The 23,810-nt window shown below is 53.2% G+C and carries 25 protein-coding genes; 7 read left to right on the forward strand and 18 right to left on the reverse strand.

Features of this window, described 5'->3' with window-relative positions:
• Positions 1-446: 446 nt before the first annotated feature.
• Both BDD14_RS30585 and BDD14_RS30590 read left to right on the forward strand, forming a co-directional pair.
• Positions 447-1,325 (forward strand): leishmanolysin-related zinc metalloendopeptidase, encoded by an 879-nt coding sequence (locus BDD14_RS30585; protein WP_130425284.1) that lies wholly within the window; start codon positions 447-449, stop codon positions 1,323-1,325.
• A 50-nt stretch (positions 1,326-1,375) separates the two neighbouring features.
• Complete coding sequence (locus BDD14_RS30590; RefSeq protein ID WP_130425286.1) at positions 1,376-1,633, forward strand: hypothetical protein; 258 nt, start codon at positions 1,376-1,378, stop codon at positions 1,631-1,633.
• A 61-nt stretch (positions 1,634-1,694) separates the two neighbouring features.
• On the opposite strand, the gene BDD14_RS30595 is transcribed toward BDD14_RS30590, so the two are convergent.
• From BDD14_RS30595 to BDD14_RS30605, 3 genes are read right to left on the reverse strand one after another with little or no spacing between them, the layout of a single operon-like run.
• On the reverse strand, positions 1,695-4,154 hold the full coding sequence (locus BDD14_RS30595; protein ID WP_130425288.1) for a DEAD/DEAH box helicase family protein: 2,460 nt from the start codon (positions 4,152-4,154) through the stop codon (positions 1,695-1,697).
• Complete coding sequence (locus BDD14_RS30600; protein ID WP_130425290.1) at positions 4,151-5,377, reverse strand: DUF1173 family protein; 1,227 nt, start codon at positions 5,375-5,377, stop codon at positions 4,151-4,153. Before BDD14_RS30600 ends, BDD14_RS30595 begins: the two co-directional genes overlap by 4 nt.
• Positions 5,374-5,841 carry a hypothetical protein gene (locus tag BDD14_RS30605; RefSeq protein ID WP_130425292.1) on the reverse strand — a complete coding sequence of 156 codons (468 nt, stop codon included), beginning with the start codon at positions 5,839-5,841 and terminating at the stop codon, positions 5,374-5,376. The genes BDD14_RS30600 and BDD14_RS30605 overlap by 4 nt, the downstream gene beginning before the upstream one ends.
• A 171-nt stretch (positions 5,842-6,012) precedes the next feature.
• Between BDD14_RS30605 and BDD14_RS30610 the strand changes: the two genes are divergently transcribed.
• Positions 6,013-6,567, forward strand: coding sequence for a TniQ family protein (locus BDD14_RS30610; RefSeq protein ID WP_130425294.1), 555 nt, complete (start codon positions 6,013-6,015; stop codon positions 6,565-6,567).
• Between the two features lie 88 nt (positions 6,568-6,655).
• On the opposite strand, the gene BDD14_RS30615 is transcribed toward BDD14_RS30610, so the two are convergent.
• Together BDD14_RS30615 and BDD14_RS30620 are read right to left on the reverse strand one after the other, a co-directional pair.
• Positions 6,656-7,024 carry a nucleotidyltransferase family protein gene (locus BDD14_RS30615; RefSeq protein WP_165420447.1) on the reverse strand — a complete coding sequence of 123 codons (369 nt, stop codon included), beginning with the start codon at positions 7,022-7,024 and terminating at the stop codon, positions 6,656-6,658.
• 27 nt (positions 7,025-7,051) lie between these two features.
• Entirely contained in the window at positions 7,052-7,585 is a 534-nt protein-coding gene (locus tag BDD14_RS30620; RefSeq protein WP_130425298.1) for a hypothetical protein, read from the reverse strand.
• A 696-nt stretch (positions 7,586-8,281) separates the two neighbouring features.
• Here BDD14_RS30620 and BDD14_RS30625 point away from each other — a divergent pair.
• Together BDD14_RS30625 and BDD14_RS30630 are read left to right on the forward strand one after the other, a co-directional pair.
• Positions 8,282-9,991 (forward strand): hypothetical protein, encoded by a 1,710-nt coding sequence (locus BDD14_RS30625; RefSeq protein WP_130425300.1) that lies wholly within the window; start codon positions 8,282-8,284, stop codon positions 9,989-9,991.
• Positions 9,991-10,686: a hypothetical protein gene (locus tag BDD14_RS30630; RefSeq protein ID WP_130425302.1), complete on the forward strand. Its 696-nt coding sequence runs from the start codon at positions 9,991-9,993 to the stop codon at positions 10,684-10,686. The genes BDD14_RS30625 and BDD14_RS30630 overlap by 1 nt, the downstream gene beginning before the upstream one ends.
• Positions 10,687-11,317: 631 nt before the next feature.
• Here BDD14_RS30630 and BDD14_RS34965 read toward each other — a convergent pair.
• The 10 genes from BDD14_RS34965 to BDD14_RS30685 all read right to left on the reverse strand — a co-directional run bounded on the left by BDD14_RS34965 (position 11,318) and on the right by BDD14_RS30685 (position 20,555).
• Positions 11,318-11,473 carry a hypothetical protein gene (locus BDD14_RS34965; RefSeq protein WP_130425304.1) on the reverse strand — a complete coding sequence of 52 codons (156 nt, stop codon included), beginning with the start codon at positions 11,471-11,473 and terminating at the stop codon, positions 11,318-11,320.
• A complete protein-coding gene (locus BDD14_RS32220; RefSeq protein WP_165420442.1) occupies positions 11,445-11,600 on the reverse strand; it encodes a hypothetical protein in 156 nt (51 codons plus the stop codon). The genes BDD14_RS34965 and BDD14_RS32220 overlap by 29 nt, the downstream gene beginning before the upstream one ends.
• Before the next feature lie 30 nt (positions 11,601-11,630).
• Positions 11,631-12,194: a hypothetical protein gene (locus tag BDD14_RS30645; protein WP_130425306.1), complete on the reverse strand. Its 564-nt coding sequence runs from the start codon at positions 12,192-12,194 to the stop codon at positions 11,631-11,633.
• A gap of 635 nt (positions 12,195-12,829) precedes the next feature.
• Complete coding sequence (locus tag BDD14_RS30655; RefSeq protein WP_130425308.1) at positions 12,830-13,390, reverse strand: plasmid fertility inhibition factor family protein; 561 nt, start codon at positions 13,388-13,390, stop codon at positions 12,830-12,832.
• Positions 13,391-13,453: 63 nt separating this feature from the next.
• Positions 13,454-13,747 (reverse strand): hypothetical protein, encoded by a 294-nt coding sequence (locus BDD14_RS30660; RefSeq protein ID WP_165420448.1) that lies wholly within the window; start codon positions 13,745-13,747, stop codon positions 13,454-13,456.
• A gap of 31 nt (positions 13,748-13,778) precedes the next feature.
• Positions 13,779-14,231, reverse strand: coding sequence for a hypothetical protein (locus BDD14_RS30665; protein WP_130425312.1), 453 nt, complete (start codon positions 14,229-14,231; stop codon positions 13,779-13,781).
• 34 nt (positions 14,232-14,265) lie between these two features.
• On the reverse strand, positions 14,266-14,529 hold the full coding sequence (locus BDD14_RS30670; RefSeq protein WP_130425314.1) for a hypothetical protein: 264 nt from the start codon (positions 14,527-14,529) through the stop codon (positions 14,266-14,268).
• Positions 14,530-15,015: 486 nt separating this feature from the next.
• Positions 15,016-18,420 carry a TonB-dependent receptor gene (locus BDD14_RS30675; protein WP_130425316.1) on the reverse strand — a complete coding sequence of 1,135 codons (3,405 nt, stop codon included), beginning with the start codon at positions 18,418-18,420 and terminating at the stop codon, positions 15,016-15,018.
• 482 nt (positions 18,421-18,902) lie between these two features.
• Positions 18,903-19,721 (reverse strand): XF1762 family protein, encoded by an 819-nt coding sequence (locus tag BDD14_RS30680; protein ID WP_130425318.1) that lies wholly within the window; start codon positions 19,719-19,721, stop codon positions 18,903-18,905.
• A gap of 177 nt (positions 19,722-19,898) precedes the next feature.
• On the reverse strand, positions 19,899-20,555 hold the full coding sequence (locus BDD14_RS30685; protein WP_130425320.1) for a hypothetical protein: 657 nt from the start codon (positions 20,553-20,555) through the stop codon (positions 19,899-19,901).
• 177 nt (positions 20,556-20,732) lie between these two features.
• Between BDD14_RS30685 and BDD14_RS30690 the strand changes: the two genes are divergently transcribed.
• Entirely contained in the window at positions 20,733-21,803 is a 1,071-nt protein-coding gene (locus BDD14_RS30690) for a RelA/SpoT domain-containing protein (RefSeq protein WP_130425322.1), read from the forward strand.
• 40 nt (positions 21,804-21,843) lie between these two features.
• On the opposite strand, the gene BDD14_RS30695 is transcribed toward BDD14_RS30690, so the two are convergent.
• From BDD14_RS30695 to BDD14_RS30705, 3 genes are all read right to left on the reverse strand, one after another.
• Positions 21,844-22,278: a TA system VapC family ribonuclease toxin gene (locus BDD14_RS30695; protein WP_165420449.1), complete on the reverse strand. Its 435-nt coding sequence runs from the start codon at positions 22,276-22,278 to the stop codon at positions 21,844-21,846.
• Positions 22,271-22,510 (reverse strand): hypothetical protein, encoded by a 240-nt coding sequence (locus BDD14_RS30700; protein WP_130425326.1) that lies wholly within the window; start codon positions 22,508-22,510, stop codon positions 22,271-22,273. Before BDD14_RS30700 ends, BDD14_RS30695 begins: the two co-directional genes overlap by 8 nt.
• 469 nt (positions 22,511-22,979) lie before the next feature.
• Positions 22,980-23,447 (reverse strand): hypothetical protein, encoded by a 468-nt coding sequence (locus BDD14_RS30705; protein ID WP_130425328.1) that lies wholly within the window; start codon positions 23,445-23,447, stop codon positions 22,980-22,982.
• Between the two features lie 15 nt (positions 23,448-23,462).
• Between BDD14_RS30705 and BDD14_RS32685 the strand changes: the two genes are divergently transcribed.
• Positions 23,463-23,798, forward strand: a complete 336-nt coding sequence (locus BDD14_RS32685; RefSeq protein ID WP_130425330.1) for a hypothetical protein — start codon at positions 23,463-23,465, stop codon at positions 23,796-23,798.
• The last annotated feature ends 12 nt before the right edge of the window (positions 23,799-23,810 follow it).

Raw genomic sequence — 23,810 nt, forward strand, 5'->3', positions numbered from 1 at the left:
AAGATCAACTTTTCAATATGAATTTTAGTTTGCTTCTCGGCGTGAGCCGCCTACTTTTCGACTGTATTTAGCAGCGGCTAGTGAAGACGGGAGGACGGCTGGTGAAACATGCTCGCTACTACCGGCTCTTGCTGGCGGAAGGACATCTGACGCGGCAGCTCTTTTGGAATATGGTGCGCCGGATCGCGGTGCTGTCACTTGTCGGCGGAATAGCTGAGACCGTGGCTGGGGGAATTCGAATCCAGAGTCAAGAGGGGAAGGAGAGGTGTCTGACAAAACCGGACAGGAAGGCCGTGGTCAGCAGTTGCGGGACTCGCAACGGGGCACCCGGATACCCATGCTACGCCCGGGGACCCGGCCAAAGAAAACATTCATGCGTTGGAGTCCCTGAACAGGTATATAGTGTGTGGGTCAGGGCCGCGACGGATCCATAGGAAGGACCCAAAATGGCAAAGAAGAAGAAAGCGCCTTCGGCGTCGAAAGTGGAAACATACTTCGCCCATGCAAGCTTGAAGAAGAATGCTACGGCTGCGGCAATTCGATCCGCATACAATATCGAAGTCCGCTTTCTAGGTGGACTGACCACACAACAGAAAAACGCCTTCAAGAATGCCGCCGACCGCTGGTCGAAGGTGATCGTCGGCGATCTGCCCAGTGTAATGATCGACGGCGACGTCATCGACGATCTGCTGATCGTGGCGCAAGGAGTAGCGATCGACGGCCCGGGGAAAATTCTGGGACAAGCCGGACCGACGCACTTGCGTCCCGCGAGCGCCGGAGCGAGTGCGTTTCTGCCCGCGAAGGGACTAATGTCCTTTGACACCGCCGATCTCGCCGAAATGCAGGCAGACGGGACGCTGCGGGACGTTATCACCCACGAAATGGGACACGTAATCGGCATAGGAACCATTTGGGAAAACAAAAGGCTGCTGGTTGGCGCCGGGAGCGATAATCCAACTTTCAAGGGCGTCAATGCGAAAAGGGAATTCGGAGTCCTCAAGGGCACGGGTCCGGTCAAAGTTCCTGTCGAGAACACAGGGGGATCGGGTACACGCGACGGCCATTGGCGCGAAACCGTTTTTCGCAACGAGTTGATGTCGGGCTTCATCGCAGCGGCCGGCAATCCGCTCAGCAAAATGACGGTAGCGAGTCTACAAGACTTGGGCTACACAGTCGATCTCAACGCGGCCGAACCTTATGGCTTGCCGAATCTGATGGCCCTTGCGGAGGCCGGAAGTCTTGCGTCTCTCCGTGATGTTCCGCATCCTCACGCGCTTCCGATTTTCGCTCCGAAAATCTTACCAGACGATCGGCTTGTTCCCTGACTTGGGGCCTGAAGCGGAGGCACCTTTTCATTAGGTAGAAGGAGTCGAGCATGGGCCGTATGCTCAGACCAAAAATGCAGGTATTGGCCGATTCGGCGATGGTCGAAACAGCAGTCACTCACATTGTATCCGGCGAACAACCGTACTATTTCAAGAGGCCTGGCAAGGTATCGGAATCCGCCGGCACGCTTCCCGCGGGTTCCAAAGTTATGCTCGTCTCGAAAGGCCGTGGGGACATGAGCCTTGTGGAAGATAAGGAAGGCCGGCGGGTCTACACGGCCTTCGCTGGTCTGCGCCCTATCAAGTAGGCCGCAATCGCACTGAGTCGCGCGTCACGGCATCGGCGCGCCATCCTTGCCTCTGACGCGCCTATGATGATTCCGATTTATCCATCAAGCTATTGACGGCCGCAAACAGTTCATCGGAATCGTCGTTGCCTTCGATCTCCCCGAGGCTCAGAACCTCGGTAAAGCTTCTCCGGCTGTAAACCTTATTCAGACGCTTGACGTCGTATGCAACGTTGATGGCTACCGGAATGATTTCGTGGACTACCGTGGTGGGGACGCCGTCTGGCGTAACTGCACCTTGGCGCTGAATCCTCGCGATGGTTTGACGATGTCCAGAATCGTGCCAGGGAATGCCAAGCGTGACAAGAGTATTTGACACTCTTTGGGAACCGTCGACTCCGGTAGACCACGATGAACTAGCGATGAGGCACGAATCCCGATCCCGCAGGTAAGCGCCGAGATCCGCATCGTCACTGTCGCCGGTACAGCTACGATACTTGACGCCACGCTCGTCCAGAAACGCTGCGATCGTGGCTGCAGGACCATCTACGAAGTAGGTGAAGAACACCGGGTTCACCGCTCGCTCCATAGGCTCATAAGCGAGTCGGACGACAGGGAAGCGATTGTGCGACAGTCCAGAGAGATCTATGCCACCTTCTGCTTCATCGCTGGCCAGGTCCTCTATTGCGATTGCATCGAGTTCTGGTAGATCAACACTCTCCGAATTGATTACTACCCGGCCTTTGAGGGAGTAGAGGTCGCGCAGAGCGTATTCTATACGGACCTTCTCCTTTGCCAAGGTTGAGAGTCCGGGGTTGTTGAGTCGCGCAGCAACATCATCTGGGACCCTGAACGGCAGAATATAGCGGCGAAGCGTTGGAAGTTTGTGATTGATGAACTGGAAACCAAATTCCTGGAGCCGGCCCCGTAGCCGCAGCGCGTTAAGCTCGCTCATTTCCGGAGAAAACTCACCTACGTCCTCCCCCACCAATTCGAACAGAGCTTGGCCCTCGCGCGCGTCAACTCGTACTGGAGTGCCGGTGAGCACGATGATCCGTGTATCGAAAGCGAGTTTGCCGAGCAAATACCGCAGACCCTCCATGCGAGGCTTGTATTTCGTATCCTTTTCCGTCTCTCCCACTTCTGGATCTACGAGATTGCTGGATACCAAAAGGTGGCCTTCGTCGAAGACGATAAGACCCGGGTCGTGCGCGATTAAAGCATCCACCATAGCCTTTGTTTTCGGGCCCTGTTGTAGCTTCTCGCTGTTGCAGACGAAGTAGTGGTGTTTGCCGGGTTCAAGATAGGTTGGGACTCCGCGATCAGAAAAGTGAATGACAGCAGCCGGGTCTTCGGCCTTCATCTCTTGCGCGAGCTGCGGATTGTCCTCGTTCGTGATTTTCTTTGGCGAGAACAGCACAGTGAGGTGAATATCAAACGTGGAGACCACCCCTGGAATCGTTCTAGTCTTTCCAAGTCCGGCCGCCGACGAATTGATGAAACGTCGATGCTCATGGGCGTACCAGAGGGAATAAGCCTGCATCCAGTTCCGGCCCTTGATCCGATGAGCGCAGACCCCCTCGTATTGACGCCTGAATTCTGAAACCAGTTCGGGCTTCAAGTCCGACAGTCGAGCAAGGACGTTCGCTTCCACCGCTTCGATGCCGTTGCCCTTGAGCGTATCCTCGCGGTCTAGCATCTCCCAAACATGGTGATAGAAGCCATTGATGATCTCCTGTTGCAACTCATGTGCCGAAGGAAGCCACAACGTCACGCTGTTGACCAGCGTACAAGCCTCTTCGCTGAGGGTTAATCTCCCCGGAGTTTTCGCTTTACCGCCTCCGCGGCCCTGGCCACCTCCATTACCGTCCTTCGAGGTGCCTCCATCGTCGTCAGGAGTCTGCCCTGAAATAGCGGTTGCAATCTCAGCCATCCGATCAGGAATGTCCTTTTCTTCAATCCCCAGCTCTTTGGCCTTTTCCTTGATGCTCTTCCAGTATCGGGACACGAGAAGGAATCGCCGGCGTTCAGGACGCGGGAGCAGCCCGAGGCTCTCCAGGTCGAGCGCGATTAGGCCGTTGTAGAGTTCGGAGTCAGAGAAGTAATCCGCGTCACCTGTAAAGTCGGCCCAGGAGGTCCACTCCGCATACTCGATCGGGTCTTTAGGTGAGCACTTCGGCAAATACCCGCGCGTGAAGGCCTCGCGGTACTGAGCAGTGTTCTTGATGCCTCTCCGCGTTGCCACAGCTTGTAGCTCGGCGAAGGGTGGGAAGAACGCTCTGCCCTGAAAGGCGCAGACGTCAGAAGAGAAGTTACTGGGATCATTCAAGTAACGTACGTCGACGTCGGCCTCTTCGCCACATTGGCGTCTGCTGCATCCACAAATACAGCTTTGTACCAGAAGACCATCCCGCTCGCGTGCCTTCCCCACAACCACGAGGAAACCACAGAGAGATTCCAAAGGACGTTCTTCTGCCGGGAATCCTTCTTTACCGACCACCAAAGGCAGCAAATCTACTTCGTCAAAAAGAACTTCACTCATCTAGCTGGCGCGTCCACTCTCTTTGTGTACTTTGGGGGAAGAGGTGGAAGAATGCCGAGCTTTGGCTCCCACACCCAGGACACGAGCTTACTGTTAGTGATCAATTCCCGAATCGCGTCAGAGCTGGCCCATTTCCCAACGAGCGTATCCAAATCGAGATACATCGGTAGGGCGGGACCGGCAAGGTCAGTGAGCGTTGCGGAAGCAATCGGCTTATCGTAGGTGAGGTTGTACCGTAGGTTCTTGCGGAAGCCGCGCTCCTGCTTGACGAGCATTCTCACGAGATTATTGTCGTGGGTATTCTCGACCGGAAGCCACTCGGCGGTAGTCAACATAACGGCAATCTCTTGAACTTCCGGAACCCCGTTGGCGTCCATCGTGAAAGTAGCGATTGCCATCAGATGGCCGTCGTCCACATGCTCCCATAACCGTATTACCGGCTGGAAGAGCTTATCGAATTGCTTGTGCAAGTCCGGCGACATCATGAAGGGGAGATCGGGTAAGTGCTTGATCTTGAGAGCGAAGCCAAACCGCGCTTCCGCAATGGTCTCCACTTCACCAACCAGCACCATTAACTTCTTGCCAAAGTTGCCGGGACCCATTATCGGCGACAGCTTCATGGTTCGCCGGTGTATCGTTTCCTCTTGTCGCTGCTTGCCCAGGTGTTCGGGAATATAGAGAACATCCGCGAGAGGAGATCGCTTCGTCTCCTTGGACTCCGTGGCGAGTAGCAGATACTTCCGCACCACAAACCAGCTTCGTTTGCCCATCATGCCGGGAGTCCAGTGATTGAGGCGGGATTCTTCCCATAGATAATGCAGAAAACCGCGAAGCGTCAGCCGCGTCCCGGTCGCCGTGGCACTGCTGTGCTCGAGGGCTTCTTTGGGCTTTTCCGACATGCCATTACGTCGCAGACTAAATGCCAGCTTGAGATTTACGAGTCCACCCTCTTCATGCTGGATCGCTTGGCCATCGACCTCACCGCGGCCAGACAGATCAGCAGGGGTTTCATAGGATTCACAATCAGCCGCATGCTCCTCACCGCTGTCGGGCATACGCTTCACAAGAAACCCTTGCTCGAAGTGAGCGATATACATCGGAATCCCGGGTTCGCGGCAAAGACAAAGCGGTCGCACCTTTTCGCGGTACGCCCGCGCGACATGAACCTGGAAGTCAACGCTATCGGAGTTTGTTTCGATTTCGCCGATCCGATAGCGTGTCATCGCGTGACCTCCAGACGCCGAACAAGTTCGTGACCTAGCTGGTCGGCATCATGGATCATTCGGAGATCGGAATTGGGATGAGAAACGTGGCGCGAGTACCGGTAATGGATGACTCCGAAGGTCAGCACTCCGATGACGGCCCAAATTGCGGTGATCGCGCCCACAATTCTCATAATTCCTCCAAAGACGGGGTATGTCCTTCCCGACGGCATTTCCCAATGCTGACGTGTTCGAGCTGTATGCCCCGTAAGAAGATCCTGATGAGTGCGCACTTTGGCTGCCAGAGGCGCAGGCAGCATCAGATACATATCGAAGAGAACATGTTCAACGATGAACTTGCGTTCAGTTTCGGGAAAATGCTCGTAAAGATGGCTCACCGAGGTTTCAAAGTTGCCGCTCTGAACAAGTTTTGCCAGAAGCCGAGATATGTTTTGAGTGTCCAAAGTAGTTGCGGTGGAAATCATCAACGTCGTCCTCTTCGCACATGACGGTCAAACGACAATATACCATATCGATGTATTAGGAGATGCGACAATTCACTTTTCCGCGAGCAGTGTCAAAAACATCGCTAATTCGTACTGGTACAAATTAGTAATGTTCAGCGGCTGGCTAAAAAATAAGGCGGGAGACGAAACGTGTCACATCTCTTACCATGCCATCCGCATCGCCTCAATATAGAGATTCTGTCGACCTGGATGCTCAGAATTGCATCGGATAACGACGTTTCCGTCAAAAGACTTTGCGCGTGGCTTGGAGATGATCGGTTTCGGGCGCTAGATTCGATGGCGCACTATAATCCACTCATAAACTCTATTGCAGAGGCGGTTGGAGTAGAGAAGGAGATTGTTATTCAAAGCCTTCCTTCCGGCCTTTACGGACTGTTTGGAACATCCATTTCCCCCACAGGATGGCCCGGGACATTCCCTCAGCAGTGGCGCCTATTAGAAGGTACGCCATCAAGAAATTTGGGTAACCAGTATTGCCCCATCTGTCTTCGGAAGTTCGGGCACTATCAGCTTCATGGACTATCGCCGTCTATAGTTGCTGCTTACAGCACAAGTGCTTCCTTCGAGATCGCTGTCCTCATTGCGGAAAGACATTTCGAGGTGCATCCCGGTTTTTCGACTCCTGCACTGCTAATCCAAAAAGAGATCTTCAACTCTGCGCATATTGCGGCAGATCAGTCGTGAATCATGAGCCACCCGAGTTAGTAGATGGGAGAATTTTGAAACTTACCTACGTTCTGGACTCTTTGGTAAGGAATCCCACCTGCGTTGACTACTTTGGAGTGTTGGCCAAACTGTCGATTGAATAACCGAAGGCCTTGATATTGATTGAGACATTCTGACGTGTCGGCGAGAAATTCTTTTCGGTCAAACGGTTAAACAGTTTGTCGTAGACGTCTTTGAGCGTTTCGGGCGTCGTCTCTGACAATGAGATAAAGAGGTCTACATCGGTCCCGGTTGTGATCGCGGTGCCTTTCATGAAGGACCCACTAGGGTGCATCGCGAATAGCATGCCGTTTGCCCATTCACGAATCATTGGCAACAAAAGAGTCTGCACACCCCGAACGGGTGAATTTGGGCCGTTATCCACGGTCTCTCGGGCAAGAATCCCGAGCAGATACTGATCACCTGTCATGGGCATAGGCAGCATGTCGTCAGAGCTGGAAAATCAGTCATTGGCTGCCTGCGCCCAGATTTGAGAGGCATTGGGAACCCACTCTGCTACCGCTTCAACGCCGCCGCCCGCGCCATGAGGCATCTGCCAGAAGGTGTTCTTGGGACCGTTGCCAAATAGAGCTGGATGTGGCGCTGTATACATCTGTTCAGCAGAGAACTCTTCACCGTGAGATTTTGCGAGTACTTCGCCCGTCTTTTCAACGACTCGAACCAGCAGTGCATGTGAGCCGCTACATTCGCTGTGTGTGCACGGGATAGTAACCTTGAAGTCGAAGCCAGGCGTGGAGACAATTTCCACTCCCACCCGACCAACGTGAAGAAGCGAGCCCATTGAAGTTTTAATCGCATGAAGTTTTCGTCTTATCCAATTTAATGTCTGACTAATGGTCCGACTATACATTAGCCGACTTATCAGACGTGAGTCTTTTGTTATCTGTACTTTGTCGCAATCGCCAAAGAAACTGCAATCAATGCTTCCTTCGAGTGTGACCTTTCCAACTTCACAAAAATGATGAAGGTGCTGCAATGCAGAACACTTTTTTTCTTGACACGATCAACTCTTCACGTCGATAGTCACTGTCGCATATCAAAGCAATTCCAAGTCAAATAGTTATCTTCGCCTTCTCCATCGATCTGAGTTCCACTCGTGAAGGATGTGATAATGAGAAAGTTTGTCTGCCTCTCAATTGCTGCGATCGTAATGACGTCTCCCCTTGTGGCCCAAGAAGGGAAAAATTCGACAGAAGCTAACAGTTCGAATCACAAACCCAAAACAACAAAAGAATCCAGTAGCAAACCGCCCACTACGGTATTTACGCCTCAACAGGTCTCTCTAATGCTGTCAGGAGAAAGCACGAAGAGGCGTATCCTCCTCACCCTAAACAACAACCATGGTGTGCCTCTTCCTGTGACACTTACGGTTTTCACTACGTCTGGACAGGCTGTGCAGTTGCCATCCCAGCAACTTCTAGCCAATGAGAGTCGGTTGATCGAGCTTAGTCCAATGCTGGATCAAGCAGGCCTAACATTTCAGGAACTTGGTTAGCTGGATCTGCACTACAGCGGCCTTTTCCTTGGCCTCGGAGCTCAGCTCACGCTCTATCCAGATGGTGATGTTGGAGTGGATTCTCCGCGGAGTCTTGCCAATGACTTTATCTCGCCACACAGGCAGGCAGCCTTTTGGCTGTCCAGTGGTTCAACATTAACCTTGGCGTTGACGAACATGTCCATCGATTCTCTGACTGTCCACCTGAAATGCGGAGTACTCACAAAAGATTTGATCTTGGGTGGGCACGACACCAACATCGAAGATCTGTCAATTTCCGACCTGCTTGAGCACGAGTTCCACGGTGATCAGCGAGAGGACATTGCGAGCGGCTGCGAACTTCAATCGGAAGGAGATCCATCGGCCTTAAGAGCAACAGGGATCATTAGAAGAAACGGCCGATATGATGCTCCTATCCGATTTTACGATTCTCTGACCGCAACATCTCCCGACTTGACCGCACCCTATGTACGCACTTCGGCACAGACGCACATAGCTGTACTCAATGTGTCTAATGAACCTGTGCAGTTCTCCCCTGTGCTTCGAGAGGCAACGTTGGGAACCCCAAAAGAAATTACCCTTCCTCAATACACAGTTGAACCACACAAATCTATTCAAGTGTCGATCGATCCGGCTTTAGCACATCTTCGTCGGCAGGGAGTTGCAACGACAACCCTCACGATCAAAGCGTCGGGATCCAAAGGTTCCCTCGTCGGAGCCCTTACCCAAATCGACTCTGATGGGCTGATTGAGGATATCCCGTTTCGCAGCGCCAATGTAGCGAAGTATGCGGCTGGCGCATATCCTCTGCGCTGGGACAAGGACTACACCAATCAGATAAGTATTACGAACACTGCAGACGTTTCCCTTGTCGCACGAGCCCTGATTACTGCAAAAGATGTTACCTATTCCTTGCCTCAGCAGACCATTGCTCCTGGCCGCACGATGGTCTATGACGTAGATGAACTTCGCACTGACCAAGTTAAAGACCCAAATGGCAATCTGCTGCCGAAAGATGCAGTGTATGGAAAATTTATGTGGTTTGAGATCGGTATGGGGAGATCGTTCGGCCTAATGGGAAGAAACTCTGTGACAAGTAGGGCCGATCACCGTCGCAGCAGCTTCAGTTGTGGCATGCAGTGTGACTATTTCAAGAGAGAATATCCCACCTTTCTCGATCAATCCCCATTTGCGTACACGCCATTTGGCACTGGCTTCGGCTCCCGGATTTCTGACCGAACATACACAGGCTATGGCCCGGTGTACGATCTTCCATACAATTTCTCGAACGCCCCCATTACAAGTGATGGGCCGCAGATTCTTTCATATGCTGCTGATCCGAATAGCACAACGTCTTATGCCGCTACAACCGTGGCAGGCGGCTCGGTCACAGCGGCATATCCGGATGTGATTCTTCAACCCTATTTAGATATGTTCGGTGACTGCTATTACCCTCCAGCTGAACCATTTCAAAACAGTGGCACTGCCGGTGTTAAGATACCAACATCGACTCAGTTCAACTATTTACTTTCAGAGGGACAAAGAATTTGTCCCCCAGAGTCTGCTGGCTGGGATATGGTGCAAAATCGATATATCGCTGATCAAACTGGAAATTTGATTATTGCGTATATGCACTGGCATGAAAACGTCGTCATCGATTCTAGTCACAATGGATTGGGACTGATCTCTATCGACCAACAAGACGTAGACACCAATACGGGTTTCTATAGCGATCATTTGTGGGCCTGTAGTGCCGCCTGCCCTGGCAGCGCGCAAACCCTCGCCACTCAGAACCAAACTGTCACCCTTGGTGGGCAGAATTTTACATTGGTACCTAACAGTTTCGTCTACTCCTGCTCAAAGAACACGATCAATGGGAAGCCCTAATGAACATTCTGAAGGCATCGATAATGTGGATCTTTATTGCTCATGCTGTTGCTTTGGGAGGGCAAGCACCCGGTGGACTGCCCGCGACAGGGGATGAGAACATCCTGCATGCCCTGGTAAGAGTAGGGCATGCAGGTGGTATTCCACTAGGTATCGTCCAACAGAATGATGGCGCGCTATGCCGAACGATTACCGGCATCACTCCGGAACGCCCATCGAATGCAGCGGAAGCGATTCGGCAGCTAGCAATGCAGGCTGGATATGAAGTGACGCAGTCAGGGGGGACTTTGGTCGTTAGGCCTCGCGATGTGAGCGGTAAGCTTGCAACTGCAATGAACTATCGATTCCCACAATTCCCAGCAGATAAAGGTACTATGCGATCCTTGGGAACTACTCTCGACGGTTGGCTCGCAATGACGCTAGGCGGAGTGAAGGCTTACGCTTCCAGTGATGCAAGTTCCCTTGAAGCTAAAGTATTGAAACTTCCTGAAAGTACATCTTCAACTACCATGGAAATCGCGGATCGTATCGTTGAGCTAGGTCCAAAAGGCGTTTGGATTCTTTCCGAAGACCAGAACCCCAACGACAAATCATGGCCTATCCACATGCGAATCTATTCCTACGAAGATAATGTCTGGTCCTTGGATAGGCTGCCATGCCCGATGCCACTCATTAAAGAACCGAAGACAAAGTGATTTAAATTTGGCAGGCTATGATTTTAGGACTCAACTCTGAGATCCAGTAGTCGATAACGATGTGGATTGCAGTTCAGTACACGAAAGCGATGACTGCAGAACAAAATAGCGATTTGCAGATTCGGCAAATCGGGCGATCAGTACAAAACAGCGATAATTCTGACAAGGGAGTGGCGTGAAGCTCATTCGGTGTAGAGGGGTAGAGCCTAGAGTCTCTAAGGCCTTGAGGTGTGCCGCCGTTCCATATCCCCTGTGTTGGCCGATACCATAGCCAGGATACTGTGCATCCAGCTCCTCCATCAGCGCGTCCCTCGCGCGGCAGGTTTAAGTTGGGCCACGGTATCCAGCCACAAAACCGACTATGCTAAGGCGTTCAATCCCGTCAAATGGAAGCTGAGGGCAGTCTGGAAGAGGGCGAATTCCCGCCGTCGAGGCAGCTAGTTACGCTTTAGCGGCACTGCCCATTAGCGGAGGGCTGATGCCGTCACGACTCTTGGGCCAACTTAATGCTTCTATGGTGTTCAAGATCTGATTCCATGAGCTGCCGTTTCGAAAGGCAATCACGCAGAGAGCGCAGACAATCCGGCAACGAGCCTTTGGTAAAGCATTTGACTACGCATGGCCAGATCCCTTAGGTCCTTGTTAGAGGATCGTCTGCTGCTGCAGCTGAAAGACGCTTCGTAAAAAGAAGCATCATGTAACCAATCGTGCCAGTAGGCGCAAGGACGGTAACCTGGGCATTGCGGAACCCGTTCTCCTTACCGGAGTGGATTGCTTGACGCCACATTTGGTTCCCCCGATGGTACTACGTACAGAAGGCTGCGGAGCAGATGAGCGAAGGCTATGGCTCCGGCGATGCCGACGCCGAGACCGGTAATCACCAGCGAGAGGCCCTCACCTTTGGGGTCGTTCATCTCTTCGCTGGGGATCGGAAAGCAGCCAATTTAAGGTGCATCCTCTGAATCCTCACCTTCAATAAGATCCTCCCTGATTCGCCTTGCCGGATTAATCAGCTTCTCAAACGGCGGTTTGTGAAATACACCTACGTCTTCTTTGAACGGATACTGCGCATAAAATTCCCGTCGGCTCGCGCATGCCGGACAGTCGGGACCATCTAAACATCCGCCCATGAGTGTCAACAGCTTCTCGTCTGACAGTTCGATGTACTCCGGAAAGGGAATCGAGGGGTGGCCTTGTATAGTCACCGTCTGTGCTGCCGGATCAACCATAATCAAGGGCCGGTCAAGGTCGAATTCAGCATCTTCACTGCATGTCCATACCGACGCGGAGATTCCGTGACGGCAATCGTCATCTTCAAACCCGCGCACTATTTCGCAGAGGATGTTTTTGGCAAGGAATCCTGTCTGATCCCATCTCCCACGGTTGAGCCCTTCCCTGAGATCGATCGCCACATGGGGGCCTTTCCAGTGGGCATGCAGGTTTATACAGAGATTTGGGCCATTTCCGTCTGTTTCCTGCTTTATGCTGACTACCGCTTTGTCTCCCATTAAGCCCTCCAGTTCGTCGGGTGCCTCAATCGAAGATACTCAACGAAATTCATCAGCCACGTGGAGCGTTTCCGTTATACCCCCAACAGGAGGGATGCCCGACCTGAACTAGGCACATTGTAGCTCCCAATTAGTGCCTTACGGCAGAGACTCCGATTCGGCGCCGTGAGGGGGACCGAAATTCCGCAACGCCGGCAACGTCGTATTTTTGGCAACTCCCGAACCCTGTTTAGGGAACGCTGCCTCATCGTTTCGCATGAGTCCGACAAGCCGATCTGTAAGGGATTCATGCTGTCTTCGCGGACACAGTTTTCGCTGGAGTAGCCTTCTTCGCCTTCGCCCAGCGCTTTTTCTGTGCAGCTACAATACGTGCCTTGGCTTCAGCACTGAGGGGCATCCTTGTCGGGTTTGCAACAGGCGAAGTGGCCTTCGCTGGACGGCCTACTTTTCTGGATGTGGAGGCATCGGTTAGGAGCGTCTTTGCCTGCTGAAGAGCGGTGATCTGAGCATCAATTTGACTAAGGATTGTTGTTAGGTCCATGCGCAAAAGACTAACAGGCTCGTGTCTGCTCAAACGGATTCATTCAATGAAAGTTGCGCGCAGGAACAAGCTACTGCATCTTTCTCTCACAATTTCACCAATCTTCGGGCAGAAGTGATGCAACGGTAATTGGTGGAGATGAGGTGCCAGCGAGCCTATGGAGTTCTTGAGAACTGCTTTCACTTCCCAGCAAGATCGGAAATGCTTTTGCCCGATGAGCCAAGAGCCAAAGTGTCCTGGTGGTCCCATTGGTGAAGGAAACGCCTTTCTTACCGTGACTCGGAGAGAAATTCACCTCAGCAAGCGGGACAGGGTTTTTGAGACCCGCTGAGAAGCCTTCCACGGCATGCGCATATCTGTAATCTAGTGGCATTTGGATGCGAGGGGCACAGCTCGTCTCTGGAGTGGATCGCCACAGTTTATAAAACTTTTCCCCGTCGACGATGACCACGAAGCGACTCTCATTATTGAATGGGGTTCGCCTAACTATCATGAAAGCTTCCTGCTCTGCTTCTATCTTCCAGACGCAGTGATGATACGTGAGCTCCACGACTTCGGGAAAAGGTTGAGAGGTTGATGGCTCTATTACCTCGACAAGCTTTTGTTTGAATGATTGAAAGCTCCGAAGCCGCTGAAGAAAATTCAGTTTTGCCATGTTTAACCTTGTATTATTCGTCCTGTTAGGCAGAATAATAGGATTATCGGTGAAATCCGAGCCCTACGAGATCCGGGGCGAACCGCCGAGCGCAATCGACGAAGCGCTCGCTGCCAGGACGTGGAGGGCCTCTTTGACACTGGCTGTGAGAGAGGATTCGTCCAGGCTCCACTCGACTCCGAGAGTTTGCAGCGAATAGCGTTTCGCGATTCTGCCATCAGAACAACTGATTGCGACAACCTCTCCGCCACCGTGCCACGCGAATGCAATCCCACTCGCATGGTCAATTTCCACTGCTTTGATTCCATAGAGTTGCTGGTGCAGCTTTGGAGTCTGTGGGGCATTTTCAGGCGGCATGTGCTTCATCTCCTCATTAGATTCCGGCAACTCAACCCCCCAGTCGCACGGTCTGTCCGCATTGTGATATCTGAAACGCGTCGCCGCGTTTAGCCTGGTAGTGTGCCGCCGCACGAGTGATCCACTCCCGAATGTCCGGAGGCACGTCTTTGCCCCATTCAAGTTCCAGAGTGTGATACGGCAGGGAAGCAAGCCTCTTGTAGTCTCCGTGCTCCTCCCGTTCACGATCGGCGAATACCAGAGCGCCAGGAAACACCCCAATAAATACCCTCAGGCGAATGATGACATCTGGACTCTGATCGAACATATCCAGAACGAACGCCTCAAATTCCGCATCATTGAGCCAGAACGGAACTTTGAACGCGGGGAGGTCGAGGCTTTGCTTGTTGTGGATCCCGACACGCATCATGCCGTTGTAGAGATCTGCGACGAAGTGAACGCCGGAAGCTCGAACGATCTTGGTGACTCTCGCCGTGGTTGGCATAAATTACTCTCCGTTCGGATGGTGGTTACGCTGCTTACTCTTCCGCCGTGTGTGAGGGCGGAATTTGCCCGGTCGCTTCAAATTCGTCGAGGGCTTGAAGATAGTCCTTGTCTGATATGTCCACACTGAACATGAGGCGTGACTCTGGGCCATCTGCTACGAAGCGCTCGCTTTGTTCAAGGAGCGTTCGCTCAAGCGAATCCAGACGCGGCTTTCCTTTGAGCCACTGGAGGCGCATTTTGTGATGAAGAAGGTCATACTTCCTCTGCCTTTCGGCCAATTCTTTGCTCGTGCTCATTTGAGAATGCTCTCCTGCGATGGGATCGTGGCTCAGCGCGCACGAAGTAGGTGACGGCACCGGATGGCGGCGCCAAGAACAGCAAGAGGGCCGCCAAAGTGGTTGACTGCCTCACCGGAAAGTCTGCGATCCTGTAGCGCGCGAACGCAGTCAACCGACTCAGTGACGCTTAGAATCGCTGCCCAACGCATGGCACGAAGAAGATGGCGGTATCGCTTTTCGATTGCCTCATAGCTCATTGGAGGACCAACGTTTGGGTAAGGGGTGGTAAATGACACGAGCTTTCTCCGATTTTGTTGGGATTCTTTGGCGGGATGGAGCGTTCGATACGAAACGCTGCACTGGTTTAAAAAGAAACCGCCCACCCTTATTAAGAGGGCAGGCGCAGTGCAAGAATCAATGTTTCGATCACTACAGCAAAAGCTAAAGGCAGCTACAGGTTGTTACCCGTAGCTGCCTTGCCATTTAATAAATTGCCGGTGACTGTTAGAAGAACAGTTTGGCGGATACCTGCAGCTGGCGTGGGCCGTAGAGGGTGTTATTGGTACCCGTAACAGCACCGAATGCAGTTGTTCCGGAGCCAGTGAATGGGCTGATGCAGCCTTGCAGTACGGAACCTGCCGGTGCGGAGCCCTTGCATGTAGTGCTATTGGTTGGGGTGTAGGTTGAGTAGGTGGAAGCTACGTTGGTCGCAATCTTGTGGTTGAAAAGATTGAAGGCTTCGCCAGAGAACTGCATGTGAATGTTCTCGTGGATGGGCAGATCGCGGGCGATGCGGAAGTCAACGTTGTTGAATCCTGGACCGACCTGGCTATTGCGACCGATCTGCGGAGGACGACCGGTAGTTGCAGCTCCCGAACTGGAACTCATGGCGCCACCGTAGATGTTGCCTCCCGCGCCTATGTTGGTCGGGTTGCTGGAGGAAGAACCGGCTCCGTTGAAGACCGTACCGCTCATGCTTGCCACAATGGGCTGGCCTGCTGACGCGATTTCGGTTCCAGAGACGATGAATCCATCAACGATGCTCCGGGCCCATTTGTTTTCTTTGAAGAGCTGCGGCTGGTAGACAAAGCTGAGCACAAAGCGATTGCGCAGGTCGATGTCGGACTGGCCATTCTCTCCACGGACATTGTTGGGATCGAGGACGGCGTTGCCTCCGTAGAAGGTACCGAATGCGCCCTGAACCTGATCGGTATCCGTCGCTTTGGCCCACGTGTAGTTCATCAGTAACTCGAGGCCATTCTTGAAAGGACGGCGAACCGTGACTGCCATGGAGTTATACCAGGAGTTGGCCGCACTGAAGCCGGTGTTGTAGGACTGGAGCCTCGCGTCTCTTCGATCCGAGACGAGGTAGACGGGTACGGTGAGCTGATTGACTACGTTGCCACTCTTATCGAGGATGTTGTAGCTGCGAACGCCATGCGGCGTCTGGCCGATGAGATTGGCATCAAGGAAGACTGGGAGACGCGTGGCGCGTGAACCAACATAACCGACCGAGAACGAGATGTGCCCCGGCAGAGCCTGTTCAATGCTTAGTTCAGCTTCATGAGCCAGCGGCGGTACGAAGTTGGGATCGAGGCCGTGGAAGCTCTGCGTGCCAAGATTGCTAGGACCGGAGATCGCCGGAGCCGTGCCGCCCGAGGGAAAGAGGGCGCCGGAGAGAGATGGGCCGGTGGGCTGGAAGGGAACGTTTGGGAAGGTCAAACCGGCTGTTGGAGTAGAGGTGCAGGTCGTGGGCGCGTTTGAGGGTGCCGTGCAACCAGTGTAGTTGTAGTTGACCTGGACGACACCGTTCTCCACGCGCATAGCGTAGTAGGTGCTGCCCTGGTTGAGACCGGAGAAGAGACCGTAACCACCACGGACCACCGTGCCGGCGTAAGGCCCCCAACTGAAACCGATACGCGGCTGAACGCGGTTAGCAACATTCTTGATGGTGCTGCTGTACTGCGTCGATAGCGGCGCGAAGTTAGTGTTGTTTTTGATGGGGGCAGGAGTGAGTTGTAAGTCGTAACGCACACCTAAATTAACGGTGAGGTTCGAGCGGACCTTCCAGGAGTCTTCGGCGAAGCCATCGAACATCTTCATCCAGAAATCATCGGCTCCGGCGCGGTTGCCAGTGTTCAGCTGATCGACGGTCTGGACGAAGCTGGTGTAATGGTACCCTGCGCTCGGATCCGTATCGCCAGACTGGCCACGGAAGGAGTCCTGCGCCCAGTTCTGGAAGTTGATTGTGGTGTTAGCACCGCTGTAATTGTAGACACCGCCACCTTGGAAGAGGTTGATCATCACCTCGTGGACGAGGTTGACGTCGCCTCCGAACTTGAACGAGTGACGCCCATGAATCGTGGAGAAGACGTCCGTTATCTGGGTGCGGTGCTCGTCAGGCTCGGCGATACGGGGAAGAGCGTTGGGCATACCGTAGGTTACGGCACCCATGGAAATGCTGGGTCCTGAGGCGTTGGCGCCTGCAGTCTCGAGATCGCGACCGTACTGAAAGTGAACTTGATTGATCGACGAACCGGAGAGCTGGGTCGTGAGGCCGGCAATCAAAAAGCGCTCGTGATAGCTGGTGGGACCATTGGTGGTGGGCGAGCTGTTCGTGAAGGTGGGAGCGGAGTTGTAGCCGTACGTGCTGTCGAAGTTAGCGAAGTTGTAGTTCACGAAGGCATCATTTTTACTGTTGATGTGCCAATCGATGCGCGGGAAGAAGATGTTCTGTTTGCTGAAGCGTGAGGGAGGAGCGGAGGTGGCTCCGGATGTCTGCAGCAGGAAGTTGATGGCGCTGACGCACTGAGCGCTGGTAATGGTATTGGGGCACTGCGTGGGCGTGATGAGCGCAGTGGGATTGGTTCCCGCCGGCGGCGGCGTCGTCGCTGAGGGGGAGAGAGAAATGTAGTTGGTGTTGGCGTAGAGAGCGCGGCCAACACGGCGGAAGCCATCGTAGGTGAAGAAGTAGAAGAGCCGATGCTTGATGATAGGCCCGCCTACGCTGCCTCCGAACTGCTGTTGCTGATGGATGGGCTGAGTGAGCAGGAAGGGATTACCACCGTTGTGCAGCGCCGAGAATTTATTGAAGGGGTCGAGGGCATTTAGGGTGGGGTAGCGCAGGCTGTAGAACAGGTCGCCATGGATCGAATCGGTGCCCGACTTGGTGATGGCATTAACCTGTCCGCCGACGGCCTGACCAAACTCAACCGAGTAATTGGAGACCTGGGCCTGGAACTCCTTGATCGAGTCGAGCGAATAGACGTAGGGAGCACCCGAAGAACGGCCCCGCGCTTCGGAGAAGAGCATCTGGTTGTTGTTGCCGCCGTCCACATAGTTCTGGTTGTAGAGACCGCTGATGCCGTGGAAGCTGACCAGGCCCGTACCGCCGTCCTGAACGACGTTGGGAGTCAAGAGGACAAAGGCGCTCCAGTTGCGGCTGTTAACGGGCACATTGGAGATCAGCTTCTCGCCGATGGTCTGGGAGACCTCGGTCTTCTCGGTATCGATCAGCGGAGACTCGGCGTTGACGACGATTTCAGAGCTGACCGAGCCTACGGGCAGCGCCACGTCGACGCTCAGGGTCTGGCCGACCGTGAGGGTGAGATTTTTGCGGACGACCTTCGCATAAGAACTGCCTCCGACAGTCACCTCATAGTGGCCGGATTGCAGGAAGGGAGCAGCGAAGGAGCCGTCAGCGCTGGTGGTGTAGGCACGGGTGATACCGGTATCGGTATTGGTGACGACGACCGACGCGTTGCTGACAGTGGCCCCTGTTGTGTCGGTGATGGTACCGCTGATGTTGCCCACACCGGACGTCTGGGCAGTGGCGGGCAGGGCTGTCAAAACTATGAAGATGGCTGCGATCGCAAAGGTAACTCTCTTACACCAACGGGTATGATTCATTGAGTACTGGCTCTCCCTAAAAACGACACCGATAACAAAATGCGGTGTGTAAACGAGGTTTCTGGCAGAAGGAGATTTCGACTGTGAGGTCTGCCGAATCGTTCCAATACAACCAGAATTGAATTTTGGTTGGTCAGCCCAAAGAATAGCGACTGTCAAGGCGAACTATGTCAACATTCGGGTAATAACGAATTGAATGATCTACTTCAATTCCCAGAACGGAACCAACGGTACAAAAGTAATCATTCAGGCAGTGGATGCGCACGTTTTTGCATGCACTGAAAACACTCGCGTTAGTTACTGATCATTCTCAACGTTGGGTTTCCTGAAGGCCCCCATGCGGGGGACCTCCTTTTTCGATTGTTTCTGCAGTTACTACCCGCGTGCCTACCACCGCGTGGACTTGTCGCGTAACGTCGCGCGAATCGGATAGATGGTCGAATAAGCACGCCGTCTAATTCGTTGTTGGAGATGGAGTCGCCTCAAGATGCAAGTCGTTCCAGGTAAGTATCGCTACATTCCTTCTGAAGCTTTGGAAATAGCGCCAACTGTCGTGGTGGGGCAGCATCGGATTTGATGAGATCGCGAATCCATCGCCGCTTTTTGCTCGGTTCGGGTGCGTTCGGCCGTGGCCGGTTGGCACGATGCCAGCTACCTCCAGCAGTGAGGCCATCCTCGAAGAAACCTGCGGCGCGCAGGCTGACGCCAGATTCGTGGAGATGCGTGTAGGTGACGACCTTTTGGTATCCCTTCCGCTCGGCCTCGCGGAATACCCATCCATAAAGCATGGTGCAGGCGTTCCATCCGAGTTTTCGTGGAAATAGGTCTTTCACGCATAGGCGAGTGACTTCGATCACCTTGCGATGGTCAATGTTCGGGGCAACGGGTCTTCCGGCCGTGACGACAGCAACCAGCTCGCCGCACGAGCGGAGGCCGTGACCGAACTTCCATCCCTGGGGAGCGGCGTTGTTCCGATGGTGCTGAGAGACAAAGGCCTTCGCTTCCTGCCACGTAACGGGGCAGAAGCTCAAGCCGGTATCGACGCACCAGGTTGGTGTCTCCTGCGTGATGATCTGGCGCACTCCAACTCCACAGGAAGACTCGAACCAGGTGGCGAATTCCTTGCGGCTGAGATTCGGAAGATGCGTGACCGCAAACTCGTGCAGCTCCCCGCAGCAGGTGTCCAGAGTAAAGCTGCGATCTTCGGCAAAGTAATCAAGCACCTCAACCCGAACTAGCTCTCCACAAAAGTTACAGGATTCGTCTCCTGTTTCCGAGAGATTCAATGCACGACGGCTCACTGCTTGCCTCCCAGGGGTGTAGTGAAGGAACGCCAACGGAAACACAGAGAGCACAGCGTGGGAACTTAGCCATGGTTTCTCCAGACGAAAAGACGCGCGCCCACACAATCTGGGCGCGTCGACAACTTTGAAATTGTTGGTGGTGATTGTTAGGGATGGCAGAGCAAGGCCTTGGCTCTATCGAAGAGTGGTCTGTTCGGTTCGCTTGACTAGCAGCTTAAGGCTGCCCCAGCGCTGGCCAAAGGGAAGGAGGAGAGATGCCCAATCGACATCCAAACTACGGAGCTGATTGGCGTGGACGTCGGTGCGCCTAGCTCGCGCCAGATCTTCATCGAGAAAGACGACCACACCTTTATTGTCCGGACTATTGACCGAGAAAGATACGATTCGTTGACCAGCGAGATCTCTCACCTCGACGTGGACTGAATTGTAATTCTCGAGCCAAGGACCGAACTGATTCCTCAACTTTCGTACAAATACGCTCTTCACTTTCTCTAGAAGAGCCAGCTCGGCGGCGCTCATTTGGGAGTCATCCTTATATACATCTACCGGCTGACGCTGCGGCTCCGAACCCTCATCCCGTATTCCTTTTGATAACCCGTTTATTTCCTGCTGTTTATATGTAAATCCCAAAGACACACACACTCCAGGTTGGTGCAGTTTTGTGTTGAAAAAAGCAACAACCATTAGACAGCAGTTCTGTGCAAAAAAGGATGCAACTTTAGGTATACGGCCACTTACGCCGCCTTTCGGTAGGAATAAACACGCCGGAGCCTTGGAAAGATGCATGATCCTGGACATCACTGTCGACCACTGTGCACCGATGTTGGCCACTGTACAAAGCTGCTTTCAGCAGAGAATTCCTTCCTTTCGGACGGAGCTGATCCTGTTGGCGCCACAGCTCGATCGAAAGAGAAATAGCATCTCATAATCATAGTTATGCGAGGTTATTTCCCGGTTTCCAACTTTTGGTGTGCGGTTCAGTAGAGAGACGCGAATAGAATTCTCAACATGACCTTGCCTCAATATCCGATTCAGAGTGGGATAACCCTGCCGAAAAAAAGCTTTCCCGGCGGATCGAAGTCGCGCGTCTCTCGTGCAGGAGACGCCGTCCGCGCTGGAACCCCATCCCCGGAGGATCTTGCGGTCATTGATACGTGGCGAGCGGCCCATCGCAATGTACTGAATACCTTTCAAGCCATACTTCGAACTCGGACACGGAGCACTGAGATTGTCGTGGCGCAAAGGCATAAGCGAAAGCGAACAATTTTCGATAAGTTACAACGTTTTCCGGCGATGGAACTGGCGAGGATGGATGATGTTGCGGGATGCCGCTTGATCTTCCCTGACCTCGACGGCCTGTATCGTTTCCGCGACAACCTACATCAAGCAAAATTCAGGCACCGACTTCGCAATTCCGTAGACAAATGGAACTACATTAAGCGTCCTAAAGCGACTGGGTATAGGGGCATCCATGATGTCTACGAGTACGACGTTAACTCTGAAAACGGTAGGTTATACGAGGGCCTTTTGCTTGAGGTTCAGTATAGGACCGCAGCTCAACATGCATGGGCGACATGTGTCGAAGTGGTAGGCTTCATCACCCACAGCCAACCGAAATTCCAGCGGGGGGATTATCGTTACGAGACGATCATGGCGTATGCAAGTGAGCTGATCGCACGCAACGCTGAGCAAACCACTTCCTGTTTCCCAGATATGCCAAACCTTGAACTCATAGAGAGGTTTGTAGCTTTAGACAAAGAGCTGGGATTGCTTAAGATCCTTCGTGGCCTCAATACCACCAGCAATGATATATCCAGCGAGAAAAACGTTATTCTCATGTTTTCGGAAGGGGAACAGCTTCAAGTGAAGACTTATCGCCGCTCACCTGAGGCATTGAAAGCGCTCTTCTCGCTTGAGCAGGAGAACCCAGGTAAGGACATCGTGCTAGTCCGCGCCGACACAAGTGATGATGTGCGCATAGCATTCAGGAACTACTTCTCAGACGCTACGGAGTTTATCTCCCTTGTTGATCGAGCATGCCAGAGTTTAGGAGGAGTCACGCTTCCGCAAGATAAGTAATACCCCCGTTCCCGCTCTTGTCCCCGTTTCCGCACCTTCTCTAAGCCTTCAGCATTAGGACGTGTCGGCGGTGCTCACCGGCCAGATGCAAAATGGCTTGGTCGAAGGTGGCGAGTATCAGACCCTTGCTAATCGCCATGCCCAGGAGGTAGGCATCCGTTATTTGATTGTGGCCGTGCAGCCGCTTAGAAAAAGACGCGGTCAATGTGTGCCAGTCATCAGTGATCGGCTGAAAGTGATAGCCCGGATGCTCTTTCAGGCGAGCCAGCATCGCGTTAGCCTCTTCCATGCTCATATCGCCGGTCTTGGGCCGTGTCATAAACCGCAGGAGTCCAGCTTCCGTGAACGGGCAGAGCGCCCACTGCAAGCCGGTCGTGGCAAACCAATCCGTCATTGCAGCGTTATGAACGTGGGACTCGTTGAGCAGAGCAATCAACCCATTCACATCCAAAAGATGAATGGGAGCCTTAGTCAAGATCATCCTCCGAGAGTTCCTTGACCATCTCCGGGGTGATTGCTTGGCTCGTTTTTGCCTTCACAAATAAGCCGAGCCGGTTAGTCTTCAGCATGGAAGATGGCGGCTCCGGCGCTTGTTCAGCCCGCCTCAGCAGTTCGCTAATCGCAGCTCCTAGCGGGATTCCCTTCGCGCTCGCATAAGTGGAAGCGAAGCTGTAAGCGTCAGCGTCGATATTGACATTCGCTCTCATAGAGCCATTATACACGTTTACATGAAAAGGTGCATAAAACAGAATCGGTGCGTATTTTATTTAACGACGCGGTTTTTCTCAGTGGATTCAATCAGATATCGCCTTGCCGACTCAAGGGCGTGCAATAAAAAACACAGTAACCCGAAGAACCGACTTCCTGTTGCTGGGTATATGGAAACTACCAAGCAAGAATGTCCTGCGGCCTATTCGTTGGGTTGCGTGTGTTAAAACCATCTACCGTTGTTGCTGTGGGCGTCGCCCGGAACCAGATAAGCATCGTGCCAGGTGCCCCCGCTGTGGTCGCTTGTACCAGCTATCGCAGCTCATGGTGCGCAAGCCTGTTATGCCCGAGGTGTGACAGGCTTGATAACGCAACTGGCTGGAATCCCGACGTCGGGATTCCAGCCAGGGGGCACCGAACGCTTCATCAACGGAAGCGGCATGTTGAGATGATTCGTGAGATGGCCCCTTAGCGGCTTTGGTCTGGTATTTCGTCGTCCATCCACGGCGCTGTTTCGGAGAACTCCACCCTGTAGCCGAATACTTCGGCCATATGCCAGACATGCATCTGGACGAAAGCGACAGCGTGGCCCAAGAGACGCCTTATGTGACCGTCGGAATAGGAGGGTTCGATGTCTCCTGCCTTCGAGAAGCGAAGTGATGTGGCATGATAGCCGCCGTGGGTCCAATCGCTGAAGTTGCTGTAGTGCTCTCCGTAGAGAGACAGTCGGTCAGTACCTCCAAGTTTCCTGTCAACTTCAGCCGCGAGGTACTCAAATTTGTATTTGCCAGAGAAACGGAAATCCTTATTCCAGAATTGCTCAAGAATTAGGACGTCAGCACAGAGATACAGCCATTCGGCTCTAGCGATGGCGTCCGCCATCGGGCGGAAGAGAGCCATCGCGCTGCCGATCGCCAAGCCAGATTCGCAGAGCATAATGATTGCGCGTAGATGTTCGACGCCGATGGATTGCAGCGCACAGAAAGCGGCGGTTCGGTGGTCTTCAGCCCATTCGTTTGGCAATGTATGCACTATCTCATCAAACGATTTGCTGGCAAGAGCGAGGACGGCAATTGTCCTTTGTTGATACTGTGGCGGAGCGTAAACGACCATGCAGGCAGCCTAGCATGGCCGATATTGATTACCCGATTTCCAATCGGGACCTACGACTTCACGGCGGTGGTGGCTGACATTGGCTTCTGCCGCAATCAGTACATTACCAAAATCCCCGTGAACAGAGTGTCCAAATGGCCGACATTGATGTGCAAGATCAATGCAACAAGCTGACAAAGAAGAAAG

Origin of the sequence: Edaphobacter modestus, from assembly GCF_004217555.1 — a bacterium.
GTDB classification, from domain to species: domain Bacteria; phylum Acidobacteriota; class Terriglobia; order Terriglobales; family Acidobacteriaceae; genus Edaphobacter; species Edaphobacter modestus.

What these genes read in the sequence shown, in the direction of transcription:
- BDD14_RS30585 (WP_130425284.1), top strand. Translation starts at nt 447, where the DNA reads ATGGCAAAGAAGAAGAAAGCGCCTTCGGCGTCGAAAGTGGAAACATAC.
- BDD14_RS30590 (WP_130425286.1), top strand. Translation starts at nt 1,376, where the DNA reads ATGGGCCGTATGCTCAGACCAAAAATGCAGGTATTGGCCGATTCGGCG.
- BDD14_RS30595 (WP_130425288.1), bottom strand. Translation starts at nt 4,154, where the DNA reads ATGAGTGAAGTTCTTTTTGACGAAGTAGATTTGCTGCCTTTGGTGGTC.
- BDD14_RS30600 (WP_130425290.1), bottom strand. Translation starts at nt 5,377, where the DNA reads ATGACACGCTATCGGATCGGCGAAATCGAAACAAACTCCGATAGCGTT.
- BDD14_RS30605 (WP_130425292.1), bottom strand. Translation starts at nt 5,841, where the DNA reads ATGATTTCCACCGCAACTACTTTGGACACTCAAAACATATCTCGGCTT.
- BDD14_RS30615 (WP_165420447.1), bottom strand. Translation starts at nt 7,024, where the DNA reads ATGCCCATGACAGGTGATCAGTATCTGCTCGGGATTCTTGCCCGAGAG.
- BDD14_RS30625 (WP_130425300.1), top strand. Translation starts at nt 8,282, where the DNA reads ATGTCCATCGATTCTCTGACTGTCCACCTGAAATGCGGAGTACTCACA.
- BDD14_RS30630 (WP_130425302.1), top strand. Translation starts at nt 9,991, where the DNA reads ATGAACATTCTGAAGGCATCGATAATGTGGATCTTTATTGCTCATGCT.
- BDD14_RS34965 (WP_130425304.1), bottom strand. Translation starts at nt 11,473, where the DNA reads ATGTGGCGTCAAGCAATCCACTCCGGTAAGGAGAACGGGTTCCGCAAT.
- BDD14_RS32220 (WP_165420442.1), bottom strand. Translation starts at nt 11,600, where the DNA reads ATGAACGACCCCAAAGGTGAGGGCCTCTCGCTGGTGATTACCGGTCTC.
- BDD14_RS30645 (WP_130425306.1), bottom strand. Translation starts at nt 12,194, where the DNA reads ATGGGAGACAAAGCGGTAGTCAGCATAAAGCAGGAAACAGACGGAAAT.
- BDD14_RS30655 (WP_130425308.1), bottom strand. Translation starts at nt 13,390, where the DNA reads ATGGCAAAACTGAATTTTCTTCAGCGGCTTCGGAGCTTTCAATCATTC.
- BDD14_RS30660 (WP_165420448.1), bottom strand. Translation starts at nt 13,747, where the DNA reads ATGCCGCCTGAAAATGCCCCACAGACTCCAAAGCTGCACCAGCAACTC.
- BDD14_RS30665 (WP_130425312.1), bottom strand. Translation starts at nt 14,231, where the DNA reads ATGCCAACCACGGCGAGAGTCACCAAGATCGTTCGAGCTTCCGGCGTT.
- BDD14_RS30670 (WP_130425314.1), bottom strand. Translation starts at nt 14,529, where the DNA reads ATGAGCACGAGCAAAGAATTGGCCGAAAGGCAGAGGAAGTATGACCTT.
- BDD14_RS30675 (WP_130425316.1), bottom strand. Translation starts at nt 18,420, where the DNA reads ATGAATCATACCCGTTGGTGTAAGAGAGTTACCTTTGCGATCGCAGCC.
- BDD14_RS30690 (WP_130425322.1), top strand. Translation starts at nt 20,733, where the DNA reads ATGACCTTGCCTCAATATCCGATTCAGAGTGGGATAACCCTGCCGAAA.
- BDD14_RS30700 (WP_130425326.1), bottom strand. Translation starts at nt 22,510, where the DNA reads ATGAGAGCGAATGTCAATATCGACGCTGACGCTTACAGCTTCGCTTCC.
- BDD14_RS30705 (WP_130425328.1), bottom strand. Translation starts at nt 23,447, where the DNA reads ATGCTCTGCGAATCTGGCTTGGCGATCGGCAGCGCGATGGCTCTCTTC.
- BDD14_RS32685 (WP_130425330.1), top strand. Translation starts at nt 23,463, where the DNA reads ATGTTCGACGCCGATGGATTGCAGCGCACAGAAAGCGGCGGTTCGGTG.